General features: G+C 68.7%; 10 protein-coding genes and 1 tRNA gene. 7 read left to right on the forward strand and 4 right to left on the reverse strand.

Annotation, left to right across the window (positions count from 1 at the left end; all coding sequences use genetic code 11):
• Positions 1-97: 97 nt before the first annotated feature.
• The 7 genes from AACL56_RS08775 (at position 98) to AACL56_RS08805 (ending at position 5,500) form a co-directional block, all read left to right on the forward strand.
• Positions 98-874 (forward strand): response regulator transcription factor, encoded by a 777-nt coding sequence (locus AACL56_RS08775; RefSeq protein ID WP_425336999.1) that lies wholly within the window; start codon positions 98-100, stop codon positions 872-874.
• 167 nt (positions 875-1,041) lie between these two features.
• The gene (gene petA, locus AACL56_RS08780) at positions 1,042-1,659 is read left to right on the forward strand and encodes a ubiquinol-cytochrome c reductase iron-sulfur subunit (protein WP_339089450.1); all 618 of its coding nucleotides are present in this window, start codon (positions 1,042-1,044) and stop codon (positions 1,657-1,659) included.
• A 14-nt stretch (positions 1,660-1,673) separates the two neighbouring features.
• On the forward strand, positions 1,674-3,110 hold the full coding sequence (locus AACL56_RS08785) for a cytochrome b (protein ID WP_339089452.1): 1,437 nt from the start codon (positions 1,674-1,676) through the stop codon (positions 3,108-3,110).
• A gap of 35 nt (positions 3,111-3,145) precedes the next feature.
• Positions 3,146-3,919, forward strand: a complete 774-nt coding sequence (locus AACL56_RS08790; RefSeq protein ID WP_339089453.1) for a cytochrome c1 — start codon at positions 3,146-3,148, stop codon at positions 3,917-3,919.
• Positions 3,920-4,015: 96 nt separating this feature from the next.
• On the forward strand, positions 4,016-4,627 hold the full coding sequence (locus tag AACL56_RS08795) for a glutathione S-transferase N-terminal domain-containing protein (RefSeq protein WP_007835362.1): 612 nt from the start codon (positions 4,016-4,018) through the stop codon (positions 4,625-4,627).
• A gap of 157 nt (positions 4,628-4,784) precedes the next feature.
• The gene (locus AACL56_RS08800) at positions 4,785-5,354 is read left to right on the forward strand and encodes a ClpXP protease specificity-enhancing factor (RefSeq protein WP_339089456.1); all 570 of its coding nucleotides are present in this window, start codon (positions 4,785-4,787) and stop codon (positions 5,352-5,354) included.
• Between the two features lie 70 nt (positions 5,355-5,424).
• Positions 5,425-5,500 (forward strand) — tRNA-Thr (locus tag AACL56_RS08805).
• A 56-nt stretch (positions 5,501-5,556) separates the two neighbouring features.
• On the opposite strand, the gene AACL56_RS08810 is transcribed toward AACL56_RS08805, so the two are convergent.
• From AACL56_RS08810 to AACL56_RS08825, 4 genes are all read right to left on the reverse strand, one after another.
• Positions 5,557-7,719 (reverse strand): SWIM zinc finger family protein, encoded by a 2,163-nt coding sequence (locus AACL56_RS08810; protein ID WP_339089457.1) that lies wholly within the window; start codon positions 7,717-7,719, stop codon positions 5,557-5,559.
• Positions 7,716-8,840, reverse strand: coding sequence for a VWA domain-containing protein (locus AACL56_RS08815; protein ID WP_339089458.1), 1,125 nt, complete (start codon positions 8,838-8,840; stop codon positions 7,716-7,718). The genes AACL56_RS08810 and AACL56_RS08815 overlap by 4 nt, the downstream gene beginning before the upstream one ends.
• Entirely contained in the window at positions 8,837-11,296 is a 2,460-nt protein-coding gene (locus tag AACL56_RS08820; protein WP_339089459.1) for a DUF5682 family protein, read from the reverse strand. Before AACL56_RS08820 ends, AACL56_RS08815 begins: the two co-directional genes overlap by 4 nt.
• Before the next feature lie 441 nt (positions 11,297-11,737).
• Positions 11,738-12,877, reverse strand: a complete 1,140-nt coding sequence (locus tag AACL56_RS08825; protein WP_339089460.1) for an ATP-binding protein — start codon at positions 12,875-12,877, stop codon at positions 11,738-11,740.
• Positions 12,878-12,887: the final 10 nt, after the last annotated feature.

The raw sequence follows: 12,887 nt of genomic DNA on the forward strand, positions 1-12,887 counted from the left end.
CAGAGCCGGAGGGGCATCGCGTGATCCATTTTTTCTCGAGCATTTCCACCGAAGGAAGCACGGACGCGTTCCGCTGCACGAGCCAGGGGGAAGCATCATGGAAATGAGTTTCCAGTACGCCACCACGCGGCCGGTGCCGTCGGTTGCGCAGTTGTATGGCGGCGTGTTCCATGCCGCGCTCGTCGTTGCCGACGATGCACTGGTGGCGGACCGCATGCGGCGAATCCTGTCCGATCTCGCGCCACATCGCCGCGTGGTGATCGCGTCGGGTCGCGCCGAGGCGCTCAACCTGCTCGCGGCACTTCCGTACGACCTGCTGCTCGTCGACATGCAACTGCCGGGCAGGGACGGCGTCGCGCTGCTGCAGCACGTGCGCCAGCATCACGTGCGCATCGAAAGCATCGGCATGTCGGGCAAGGACGACCACGAACTGGTGAGCGCAGCGATCGGCGCCGGTGCCATCGGCTACCTGCTGACCGAGGCCGACGACTTCGAGCTGTCGTATCTGCTGCGCTCGATCGAGCGCGGGGGCTCGCCGATGGACTCGCGCATTGCGCGGCGCATCGTCGGCTCGATCGCTGCATCGGCCAAGGCGCGTGCCATCGAGCCGATCCGCGTGCAGCAGCCGCCGGCGCCCGTGCTCGTGCCCGTGCCGGAGGCGGACAACAAGGTGCCGCGCGGATTGCTCTCGCCGCGGGAACTCAAGGTGCTGCGCCTGATCGCACAGGGCTGGAGCAACCGGCAGATCGCGGAAGCGGTCTACCTTTCGGTCAACACCATCGAGTTTCACGCCAAGAGCATCTATCGCAAGCTCGCCGTCAAGTCGAGGACCCAGGCGGTCCACGAGGCGATGCAGCATGGCCTTCTGAACTGAAGTCCCCCTGGCGACAGCCCCTGCCGCCCTGGCGGGCGCCCGCGGAACGCGGCGCGCCTTGCCGTCGCTCGCCCGCCACGCGCGTGGCAGCCATTGAATATCCTTGTAGCGCCCCGCTACAATCGCCGGTTGACTCCTGCTCCAGCGAAGAAGACAAGAGGATCCCCATGAGTGACATGACCTCCGGCTCGCCCCGGATCGACACCAGCAAGCGCACGTGGTTGATTGCATCCAGCTGCGCTGGCGTGGCGGGCGGCGTGGCCACCGCCATCCCCTTTGTGAGCACTTTCCAGCCTTCCGAGAAGGCCAAGGCTGCGGGTGCCGCAGTCGAGGTCGACATCGGTGGCCTCAAGGTCGGCGAGAAGATCACGGTCGAATGGCGGGGAAAGCCGGTCTGGATTCTCAAGCGCACGCCCGAGCAGATTGCCGAACTTCCCAAGCTGGACGGCCAACTGGCCGACCCCCTCTCCAAGCGTCACCCCGACGAATTCACCCCCAAGTACGCGCAGAACGAGCACCGTTCGATCAAGCCCGAAGTGCTGGTCGTGGTCGGCATCTGCACTCACCTGGGCTGCTCGCCGACCGACCGCTTCGCAGCCGGGCCGCAGCCTTCGCTGCCGAACGACTGGGAAGGCGGCTTCCTCTGCCCTTGCCACGGTTCCACTTTCGACCTGGCCGGCCGAGTCTTCAAGAACAAGCCCGCGCCCGACAACCTGCCGGTGCCGCCGCACATGTACCTGTCGGACACCAAGCTCCTGATCGGTGAAGACTCCAAGAAGGCCTGAGGCGGAAGAAGAACATGGCTGAATTCCACGAGATTTCCCCCAACGCACCGGCCGGCGAGAAGCTGCTGAACTGGGTCGACAACCGCTTCCCGCTGAGCAAGCTGTGGAACGACCAGTGGGGCAAGTACTACGCGCCCAAGAACTTCAACTTCTGGTACATCTTCGGCTCGCTGGCCATGCTGGTGCTGGTGATCCAGATCGTCACCGGCATCTTCCTCGTCATGCACTACAAGCCTGATGCGAACCAGGCGTTCGCATCGGTCGAGTACATCATGCGCGACGTGCCGTGGGGCTGGCTCATCCGCTACATCCATTCGACCGGCGCGTCGGCGTTCTTCGTGGTCGTGTACCTGCACATGTTCCGCGGCCTCATGTACGGCAGCTACCGCAAGCCGCGCGAACTGATCTGGGTGTTCGGCTGCGCGATCTTCCTGTGCCTGATGGCCGAAGCCTTCATGGGCTACCTGCTGCCCTGGGGCCAGATGTCGTACTGGGGCGCCCAGGTGATCGTGAACCTGTTCGCCGCCATTCCGTTCATCGGCCCGGACCTGGCACTGCTGATCCGCGGCGACTACGTGGTGAGCGACGCCACGCTGAACCGCTTCTTCAGCTTCCATGTGATCGCCGTGCCGCTGGTGCTGCTCGGCCTGGTGGTCGCCCACCTGATCGCGCTGCACGAGGTCGGCTCGAACAACCCCGACGGCATCGAGATCAAGGCCAACCGCGGCCCCGACGGCCATCCGCTCGACGGCATTCCGTCGCACCCGTACTACACGGTGCACGACATCTTCGGCGTGGTGGTGTTCCTCACCATCTTCTCGGCGGTGATCTTCTTCGCCCCCGAAGCCGGCGGCTACTTCCTCGAGTACAACAACTTCATCCCGGCCGATTCGCTGAAGACGCCGAACCACATCGCACCGGTCTGGTACTTCACGCCGTTCTATTCGATGCTGCGCGCGACCACCGACGACATGGTTAACGTGTTCTCGCTGATCATCGCGGCCGCCGTCATCTGGAACTTCGTCAAGGGCAAGTCGGGCATGGGCCTGAAGATCGCGGCCGTCGTCGTGGCGGCCGTGGCCATCTTCCTGCTCAAGACCTTCGACGCCAAGTTCTGGGGCGTGGTCGTGATGGGCGGCTCGGTCATCATCCTGTTCTTCCTGCCGTGGCTCGACCACAGCGAAGTCAAGTCGATCCGCTACCGCCCGAGCTGGCACAAGTACGTGTACGGCTTCTTCGTGTTCTTCTTCCTGATCCTCGGCTACCTGGGCATCCAGCCGCCGGGCGTCTGGGGCAACCTGGTCATCGGCTCGTTCGCCCTCGACATCGCGCAGACCATCTCGCAGATCGGCACGCTCTTCTACTTCGGCTTCTTCCTGCTGATGCCGTGGTGGAGCCGCAAGGGCGAGTTCAAACCCGTGCCCGAGCGCGTGGTCTTCGCCGCCCATTGAGAACCAGAAGCGCCAAGAGAGCTGAGAGACACACGATGAAGAAAAGCATTTCCGGCTGGCTCGCTGTCCTGGGTCTGGCACTGGGCCTGACCTTCTCCGCGGCGGCATCGGCCGAGTCCGAGGGCATTGCCTGGGACAAAGCTCCCAACAAGACCACCGACGTGGCCGCGCTGCAGAACGGCGCCAAGCTGTTCGTCAACTACTGCCTCAACTGCCATTCGGCAGCCTTCATGCGCTACAACCGCCTGCAGGACATCGGCATCACCGAGCAGCAGATCAAGGACAACCTTCTGTTCACGACCGACAAGGTCGGCGAGACCATGAAGGCCAACATCGACGCGCGCCAGGCCAAGGAGTGGTTCGGAACCACACCCCCCGACCTGACGCTGGTCGCCCGCTCGCGGGCCGGCCACGGCGGCACCGGCGCCGACTACCTCTACACTTACCTGCGCACCTACTACCGCGACGACACCAAGGCCACCGGCTGGAACAACCTCGCGTTCCCGAGCGTCGCCATGCCGAATCCCCTGTGGGAACTGCAGGGCGAACGCCGGCCGGTCTACACCAAGGTCGAGCAGCACGGTCATGAAGCCGAGGTGTTCAAGGGCTGGGAGCAAGTCACCCCCGGCACCCTGACGCCCGTGCAGTACGACAATGCGGTCGGCGACCTGGTCAGTTACCTGCAATGGATGGCCGAACCGGCACAGAACACCCGCATTCGCATCGGCGTCTGGGTGCTGCTGTTCCTGGCCATGTCGGTGGTATTCGTGTGGCGGCTGAACGCCTCGTACTGGAAAGACGTCAAGTAATTCCGTCCACGCCGACCGGACGCCCCCGGGCATCCGGTCCCACAGAGTGGGTTGCCAACGCGACCCACTCTTTTTGATTTTTAGGAGTCTCTTGCCATGATGGTCTTGTATTCAGGAACGACCTGCCCCTTTTCCCACCGCTGCCGCTTCGTGTTGTTCGAAAAGGGCATGGACTTCGAGATCCGCGACGTCGATCTCTACAACAAGCCCGAAGACATCAGCGTGATGAATCCGTACGGCCAGGTGCCGATCCTGGTCGAGCGCGACCTGATCCTGTACGAATCGAACATCATCAACGAGTACATCGACGAGCGCTTCCCGCATCCGCAGCTGATGCCCGGCGACCCGGTCGACCGCGCCCGCGTGCGCCTGTTCCTGCTCAACTTCGAGAAGGAACTGTTCGTGCATGTCTCGACGCTCGAGAACCGCACCACCAAGGGTAACGAGAAGGCACTGGAAAAGGCCCGCTCGCACATCCGCGACCGCCTCACGCAGCTGGCACCCGTGTTCCTCAAGAACAAGTACATGCTGGGCGACAACTTCTCGATGCTCGACGTGGCCATCGCACCGCTGTTGTGGCGCCTGGACTACTACGGCATCGACCTCAGCAAGAACGCGGCCCCGCTGCTGAAGTACGCCGAGCGCATCTTCTCGCGCCCGGCTTACATCGAAGCACTGACGCCGTCCGAAAAGGTTATGCGAAAGTAATTAAGATCGCCCGCAGGCTTCGCGCACTTCGTGTCGCTTCGCCGACCCCCCTTCGGGGGCAGCACCTGCGGACCGGCAAAACCGGTTCCGCGGTGTTCCGCGAAAAGACAGTGGCCACTTCGAGGCTGCGATTTCGCGATTGCAGGGTACTAATTTCATGATCAACGCGCTCGAGTCGTCATCCACCCGCCCTTATCTCATCCGGGCGTTGTACGAATGGTGCACCGACAACGGGTTCACGCCCTATGTGGCGGTGCAGGTCGACGACACCGTCCAGGTGCCGCGCGAGTACGTGAAGAACGGCGAGATAGTGCTCAACATCAGCTTCGACGCGACGAGTTCGCTCAAGCTCGGCAACGACTTCATCGAGTTCAAGGCCCGTTTCGCGGGCACTGCACGCGAAATCAGCGTGCCGGTGGGTCGCGTGATCGCGATCTACGCACGCGAGAACGGCCAGGGCATGGCGTTTCCGGCGCCGGCTCCTTCGGTTCCCGCGGAGCACGGCGATGCGCCGGCTGCGGCTGCGTCGACCCAGGGTCCGGCCCGCATGCCGTTGCGCGACGCTTCGCGCGGCACCGAAGGCGATGCCAGCAAGATCGTGCATCTGGTCACGGGCGAGGAGGGCGACGAAACCGTCGGCGCGGGTTCGCCTGCGGACCCTGTCGACGAGCCACCGCGTCCGCCAGCCGGCGGGGGCGCACGGCCTTCGCTCAAGCGCATCAAGTAGTGAGCGGGTCGGGGCCGCTCGGCCGGTCCACCGGCCGGTGCCACTAGAATCACGCCCTGGATTTTCTTCAGCCGCTTTAGCTCAATTGGTAGAGCACCCGCCTTGTAAGCGGAAGGTCGTCAGTTCGATTCCGACAAGCGGCACCAAGCAGAACCCCCTGTGTTTTCACCGACACAGGGGGTTTTTCTTTGGTGGCCAAGCTTCAGGCAGCGGCCGACTGCGCCACGCCCTGCATCAGCAAGCCGAGCATCGCCAGCTGCGCCACCAGCGCGGGCCGCCGGGCCGAACGCAGGTTCTCCAGCACCTCACCCAGCAGCGCGGCGCCCCGCACCAGCCCGGACTGCTTCAGTCGCAGCACCTGCGCTTCCGCCCGCGACAGCGCGCCGCCGCCCTGATGCCGCAGGCCCTGGCGCAGCCACATGGCCAGCAGTTCGAGCGTGTCGGCGGCCAGTGCATGCAGCGGCGGCGTGTCGTCGATCTCGGAGTGCAGGCCGAGCGGCTGCGCCGCCGGCGCCTCCACCTGGAGGACCACCGCCCGCTGTGCCGTCAACAGGCTCAGCGGCTGCATCACGGGTTGGCCGCCTTGCAGATGGACCATGCCCGCGACGGCGCGCAGCGCGCCATAGTCGCCGGCCAAGGTGCGTGCCAGTGCGTCGACCGCGCCCGGCGCCACCGCACGGTGCGGCAGTGCGAGGCGCAGCCGCTGCGCGTCGGCCATGTCGGTCGCGTTGTCTGCCGCGTCATCCGGCGGCGCCTGGACCAGCTCCGCATGCAGCACCTGCGCTGCCGCGTCCCAGTGGCTGGCCACCACCTCCATGCGATCGAATGCCACGACGTGCAGTTGCCCCGAAGCCCCGTCGGACGCGCCGGCCGCCGCCTGGCGCGGCCGCACGAAATCCGGCGGCGCGTCGCGCAGATGGTCGGCCAGCGCGGCCACGCTGGCCTGCCGCAGCGGCGCGACCAAGTCGTTCCACGAGGTGGGCGACAGCGGCAGGACGCCGGTCTGCCGCGCGCCGGCCGTGATGTCGACCAGCCCGTTGGCGCGCCGCGTCGCGGTCTTGGTGATGACCTGCCCGCTTGCGACCTGGCGCAGCGGAAAGCCCGCGACGCGCCGGTTCATCAGCGCCTGTGCCGCGCCGCCTGCCGCCGCATCGGCCGCGCGCGACCACTGGCGTTCGAGCACCGTCACGTTCTGCGTGTCGGGGTCGGCAAAGAGAACGCTCGCGCCTTCGGCCGCGTCGTCCGACCACAGCGCCGCACCGAGCGACACCAGCCGCAGGTGGTCGAGCGCCACCTCGCCCTTCACGCCCACGCCGAGGATCTGGCTTGCCAGCAGCGCGGGTCGCTCGGAGGGCCGGGGCTGCTCGGCGTGTTCGGCCGCCTGCAGCCGCGCCCACAGCTCGGCCAGCACGCGCACCAGCCGCAGCGGCTCGAAACGGCTGCTGCGCGCCTGCTGCGCCTGCAGCAGCTGCCGCAGTTCGTCGAGCGCGTCGTCGATCCAGTTCCAGCCGAGCGCGCGCGACTGCTCGCGCACGGCTTCGAAACGCGCAGCCAGCGCCATCAGCGGCTGGCTCGAGCCGTCGAGCCAGAGCGACAGCAGCAGGGCGTCGATATCGGTGCGCAGCGCGCGTGCCGGCTCGCCTTGCATCAGGCGCTGTTGCGCGGCCGGTGCGGCTTCGGTGCCGTCCGGTCCCGGCGGCACGACCTCGACCATCGCTTCCGCCGAACCGGGCGCCAGCGGGCCGGCCTGCCGGAACGCCCACACCGCGATCGCCACGTGCGCGCAGCCGCTGCCCTGCTTGCAATCGCAGCGTGCATGCACGAGCGAGCTGCGCGAGAAGAAGCGCACGCTGCACATCGGCAGCCGGGCCACCGGCGGCGCGCTGGCGCTGCGCCAGGCCTGCACGCCGACCACGGGCCGCGCGGCGGCGAGCCTGCCGGCCTGCTCGATCACGGAGGGTGCGAGGCTCGCGGCCAGCGCGGCATCGTCGAACTGGGCGGGGCTCCAGGCGCCGTCCGCTTCGGCCGGGGCGCCTCCCGCCGTGGCCATGGATGTGGACGGTGCTGGCGCAGAAGCAGCCTGCGCCTGGTACGCCAGCACCAGCATCACCCGGTGCCGGCACATGCCGCTCGCGGGGCAACTACATTGCGCGTCGCGCAGCGTGCGCCCCGGCGGCAGGGTGGTGCGCACGCCGTCGTCGAAGCTCGCGGTCACGGTGCCGTCCGCGCCGCTTTCCAGTTTCGGCAGCACGCCGGCCGCCACGTCCTTTTGCGCGCGCTTCACGAAACCCGCGTTGGCGAGCGCCGTCAGTGCCTCGGGCGTGAGTTCGAGCAGGTCGGCACGCACTGCGACGGCGCCGCTCATGCCTGCACCTTCTCGGCCAGCCAGCCCGCCAGCTGCCCCGGCGTCATCGCGCCGATCTGCGCACCTTCGCGCACCAGCCGCGCGGCCATTTCGCGGTCGTAGTTGGGCTCGGCCTTCGAATCCAGCGCGGCCAGGCCGAGCACCTTGGCGCCCGACTCCACCAGCGCCTTCACGCGCCGCACCAGCTCGTGCGGACTGCCGCCTTCGTAGAAGTCGCTCACCAGCACCACGATGCTCCTGGCCGGATTGGCGATGAGCGACTGCGCGTAGCCCACCGCCTTCGCGATGTCGGTGCCGCCGCCCAGCTGCACCTTCATGAGCAGCTCGACCGGGTCCGACACGTCGGCCGTCAGGTCGACCACCGCGGTGTCGAAGGCCACCAGCCGCGTGCGCATGCCGGGCAACTGCCAGAGGCAGGCGGCCATCACCGCGCTGTGGATCACCGAGTCGACCATCGAGCCGCTCTGGTCGATCAGCAGCACGATGTCCCACGGCTCGGCATGCCGCCGGGTGCGGCTGATGAACACCGGCCGCTCCACATAGAGCTTGCGGCGCTCGGGGTCGTAGCGGTGCAGGTTGGCGGCGAGCGTCTGCTTGAAGTCGAAGTTGCGCGCGACCTTCATGCGCGAGCGGCGCCGCCGGTCCCGGCTGCCGCTGAAGGCCTGCCGCACCTCGGTCGCCAGTTTCTCCATGATGCGGCGCACCACCTCGGCCACCAGCTTGCGCGCGGCCGCCAGCACCTCGGGGTTCATCAGGTGCTTGGTGTGCAGCACGGCGCGCAGCAGCGACTCCGAGGGCTCGATGCGCTCCAGCACCTCGAGGTTGGTCACGACCTCGTCGATGCCGTAGCGTTCCACGGCGTCCTGCTCGAGCCGCTCGATCACTTCCTTCGGAAAGAGCGTGTGGATGGTGTTGATCCAGTCGGGCGTGCTGAGGGCGGACGGGCCCAGCCCGGCGCTGCGTTCGCCGCGGCTCGCGCGGTCGCTGTCGCGGCCGTAGAGCCAGTCGAGCGCGGCATCGGCGGCCTGCGCGTCCGCGCTCAGGCTGCCGCAGGCGGCCTCGGCCGGATCGCCCAGCAGCAGGCGCCAGCGCTGCAGCGGATCGGGAATGTCGAGGCTCATGGGCTTGGGGCTTCCTGTGTGTGGTCCAGCGTCACGCCCCAGCCCGCGAGGCGCGCCAGCACAGCGTCTTCCGCGCGGCGGGCCTCGGCCAGCTGCCCGGGTGCGGCCTCGCCGGTGCGGTGGGCGGTGAGCGCGCGGCGCGAGAGGTGCGTGGCATCGTGCAGCGCCAGCACCTGGTCGGCGAGCAGGCCGCGTTCCTGCGGCGGCAGCCACGAGAAGGCGCCGCGCAGGCTGGGCATGGCCCGCACGAAGTCGGCGTTGTCCAGCGCCTGCACCGTTCGGTCCATGCCGGCGATGAAGGCCGGCTCGGACGCGAGCACTTCGCGCGCCAGCGCCAGCAGGCCGGTCAGCGCGTCGCCGAGCACCGGCGCGGGCAGCGAGTGCAGCAGCTGCATCGCTTCGCTCACACCGTCCTCTTGCGGCTGTGCGCCGGCCATGCGGCCGGCCAGGCTCAGCACGGCGCCGAGTGCGGCACCGCGGCTCACGGGTGCCGCGCTGGCGTCGCTCGCCTTGCGCTGCCAGACGGCCAATGCGCGGGCGGGTTCCACGTCGAGCAGCGAAGGTGCCGCCGCATCGTGGCCGTGGTCCTGCGCGTGGGCCAGCACGTCGGCCACGATCTGCCGCAGCGCCCGGTGGCCCTCGATGTGCGGCTGCATGTCGGCCGGCGCGACGTCGGCGGCCGGCTCCAGCAGCCACAGCGCGCGGTCGAAGCCCGCCGAGATCACCACGCGCAGCACCGGCGCGCCGGCCATGCCGAGCGTGTGGCCGTGCCGCAGCAGCGTGTGCAGCACCGACAGCGCAGGGCCCAGCGCCTCGAAACGCGGCTCGCTCGCGATGGCACCCTGCAGCTCGCGCAGCAGCGAATCGCTGAGCGCGGAAAGTCCCGCCCAGGCGGCCTGGTTGATGCCCTCGGCGAGCGGGCCGATCTGGCCGTGCGCCTGCCGCAGGTCGTCCTCCAGCCGGGCGCGCGCCGCGTCGTGCAGGCTCGCGCCCCAGGCGCCGGCCTCGATCAGCGCGGCCTGCTGCTCCAGCGGCTCGCCCAGTGTCCAGAGTTCGGTGCGTTCGCCCGACATCGCGAGCTTCGGTCCCTGCGTGCGGCGCACGCCGGGCAGTCGAAGAATCGACAGCCGGTGCAGCACGCGGCTGCGGGCGCGGTCGGTCTCGGCCAGCAGGTCGAGCTTGAGCGTGCCGCGCAGCACGATGCCGTGTGCCGCCAGCTCGGCCTGCACGGCGGCCACCAGCGGCGGCTGCGGCGTGCCGGGCGCCAGCCGCCCGAGGGTGTCGCCGGCCAGCACGTCCATGGCCTGCACCAGCACCGGGTCGGTGCCCGGCCGCATCGCGCCCCGGTAGGTCCAGGGCAGAGGTGCATCGAGCGCGTCCTTCACGAGCGCGCCGGCCAGCGCGTCGAGCCAGTCGGAGCGCAGCGGCTTCTCGTGCCCGCGCAGCAATGCGAGTCCCTGGGCGCGCAGGTGCACCGCCATCAGGTCGGCGGTGGAGGCGGGCAGCTTCTTTTCGCGCAGGCGCTGCATCACCTGCTGCAGCGCGCGGTGCGCCGCGCCTTCGGGGCCGAGTTCCCACACCCACTGGTAGTAGGCCGGTGACGGCATGCCCGAGGCATAGCCGGCGAAGGCGTCGAGGCGCTTGAAGGTGTAGGGCACGAGGTACGAGCCGAAGCGCAGGGCGGCGTCGGGCGCGCCCGTGCGTGCGGCTGCGTCTTCATCGTTCTGCGATGCTTCGAGCGATGGCTGCGGCGTCGCGGGCAGTTCCGCCGGCATGCCGGCCCACAGCCGCGCCAGCGCCGGCGCGTGGTAGCCGCCGCACACGACCAGCGCCTGCGCACGGCCGGCTGCAGCGGGCTGTGCCATGGCCCAGGCGATCCAGCGCGCCATCGTCTCTTCGCGTGCCCGGTTGCCTTCGGAGCCGGGATCTTCGCCGCGCAGGTGATCGAAGTAGGTCGACAGGCGCTGCGCCAGTTCGGCCGCACTGCAGCCGTCCTCGAACAGGTGGTCCCACAGCGCGTCGCGGCCCTGCACCGAGAGCTTCGCGGTGAGTGCGCGCTCGTAGGCTTCGGCGCGCTCCTCGTGCTCGTGGTCGGCCACGTCGGCATAGCGGTTTTCCATGCGCGAGAAGGCATCGTGCCACGCGGGCAGGTCGATGAAGCGCACTGCGGCGCCGACCTCGCGTGCCACCACCAGCGCCTGCCATTCGGGCGAATGTTCGGCAAAGGGCGACCACGAGCCGTGGTGCCGCTCGCCGCCCGACAGGTAGCTGTAGATCGCCACCGGCAGCTGGTGCGGCAGGTAGAGCTCGTCGAGCCGTTCGTTGAAGTCGGCCGGCCCTTCGATCAGCACGTAGGCCGGCCGCAGCGTGCGGATGCGCTCGGCCACCAGCCGCGCACAGGCCGGGCTGTGGTGGCGCACGCCGATGATGTGCGGCGCGGGGACCGAATCGCTCATTGCAGTCCTCCGCCCCACGCCAAGCGAAGCAAGGGCCCGTCGCGAAACACCGCGGAACCGGCTCTGCCGGGCTGCGGGTGTTGCCCCCTGAAAGGGGGAAGGAGAAGCGACACGGAGTGCGCGAAGCCTGGGGGTGAGCCAAGGACCACCGCGGAACCGGCTCTGCCGGGCTGCAGGTGTTGCCCCCTGAAAGGGGGAAGGAGCAGCGACACGAAGTGCGCGAATCCTGGGGGTGAGCCAAGGACCACCGCGGAACCGGCTCTGCCGGACTGCGGGTGTTGCCCCCTGAAAGGGGGAAGGAGAAGCGAAACGGAGTGCGCGAAGCCTGGGGGTGAGCCAAGGACCACCGCGGAACCGGCTTTGCCGGGCCGCAGGTGTTGCCCCCTGCAAGGGGGTAGGAGAAGCGACACGAAGTGCGCGAAGCCTGGGGGTTTGCTCATGCTACGGCAGCCGGTGGCGAGCTTCGTAGTAGGCGCGCCAGTGCGACCCGCTGCGCTTGGCGGCCTTCTGCTCGAAGTAGCGCCGCAGCTTCGCGCGGTCGTCCGCGTTGTCCTTCACCACCGTGCCGGCGATGCAGTCGACCAGGTCGGCCGGCGAGCCCTCGCGCTGTTCGAGGAACCAGGCGCGCACGCCCACGGCGTGCGCCACGTTCACGGCCTCGGCGGTGGACATCACGGCCGTGAGCTTGTCCATGGCCGCGTCGTTCGCGTTGCCGTTGCCCTTCTCGGCCTTGGCCGGCGCGCCGCGCAGGTCGCGGAAGGTGGACACCAGCAGTTCCAGCACCGGCGCGGGCACGGTCTTCGGAATGCCGCTCTGGGCCAGCAGCCGCGTGGACGACTCCTGCACCAGCGCCAGTTCGCGGTCGAAGTCGAGGATGGGGAACACCGTCTCGAAGTCGAAGCGCCGCTTCAGCGCCGCGCTCATCTCGTTCACGCCGCGGTCGCGCGTGTTGGCGGTGGCGATGATGTTGAAGCCCTCGCGCGCATAGAGCATGCCGTGCTCGCCCGACAGCTCGGGCACGGCCATCACGCGGTCCGACAGCATGCCGAGCAGGCAGTCCTGCACCTCGAGCGGCGCGCGCGTGATTTCCTCGAAGCGCACCACCTGGCCGCGCTGCATGCCCAGGTACAGCGGCGCGGGCACCATCGCGCGCGGGCTCGGGCCTTCGTTGATGAGCAGCGCGTAGTTCCAGCCGTACTTGATCTGGTCTTCCGTGATCGATGCGCCGCCCTGGATGGTCAGCGTGGAGATGCCCGAGATGGCCGTGGCCAGCAGCTCCGACAGCATCGACTTGGCCGTGCCCGGCTCGCCCACCAGCATCAGGCCGCGGCCGGTGGCCAGCGTGACGAGCATGCGTTCGATGCTGGCCACGGGCGCCACGATCTTGGGTGCGATGTCGAGCGCCGCGTCGCCGAGGATGAACGAGCGCGCCGCCTTCAGGCCCAGCACCCAGCCGGGCGGGCGCGGATCGGTATCTTGGGCGCGCAGCCGCGCGATCTGCGCGGCATGGAGGATCTCGGCCGGCGGGCGTTGCAGGGTCGGTGCGCCGGTGTCTTTGGGGGACTTGCTGGAAGTGGCCATGTTCTGGGGG

This window comes from Variovorax paradoxus (genome assembly GCF_902712855.1).
GTDB classification, from domain to species: Bacteria; Pseudomonadota; Gammaproteobacteria; order Burkholderiales; family Burkholderiaceae_C; genus Variovorax; species Variovorax paradoxus_Q.

Coding starts and splice junctions, on each gene's coding strand:
- AACL56_RS08775 (WP_425336999.1), top strand. CDS start 98: ATGGAAATGAGTTTCCAGTACGCCACCACGCGGCCGGTGCCGTCGGTT.
- petA (WP_339089450.1), top strand. CDS start 1,042: ATGAGTGACATGACCTCCGGCTCGCCCCGGATCGACACCAGCAAGCGC.
- AACL56_RS08785 (WP_339089452.1), top strand. CDS start 1,674: ATGGCTGAATTCCACGAGATTTCCCCCAACGCACCGGCCGGCGAGAAG.
- AACL56_RS08790 (WP_339089453.1), top strand. CDS start 3,146: ATGAAGAAAAGCATTTCCGGCTGGCTCGCTGTCCTGGGTCTGGCACTG.
- AACL56_RS08795 (WP_007835362.1), top strand. CDS start 4,016: ATGATGGTCTTGTATTCAGGAACGACCTGCCCCTTTTCCCACCGCTGC.
- AACL56_RS08800 (WP_339089456.1), top strand. CDS start 4,785: ATGATCAACGCGCTCGAGTCGTCATCCACCCGCCCTTATCTCATCCGG.
- AACL56_RS08810 (WP_339089457.1), bottom strand. CDS start 7,719: ATGAGCGGCGCCGTCGCAGTGCGTGCCGACCTGCTCGAACTCACGCCC.
- AACL56_RS08815 (WP_339089458.1), bottom strand. CDS start 8,840: ATGAGCCTCGACATTCCCGATCCGCTGCAGCGCTGGCGCCTGCTGCTG.
- AACL56_RS08820 (WP_339089459.1), bottom strand. CDS start 11,296: ATGAGCGATTCGGTCCCCGCGCCGCACATCATCGGCGTGCGCCACCAC.
- AACL56_RS08825 (WP_339089460.1), bottom strand. CDS start 12,877: ATGGCCACTTCCAGCAAGTCCCCCAAAGACACCGGCGCACCGACCCTG.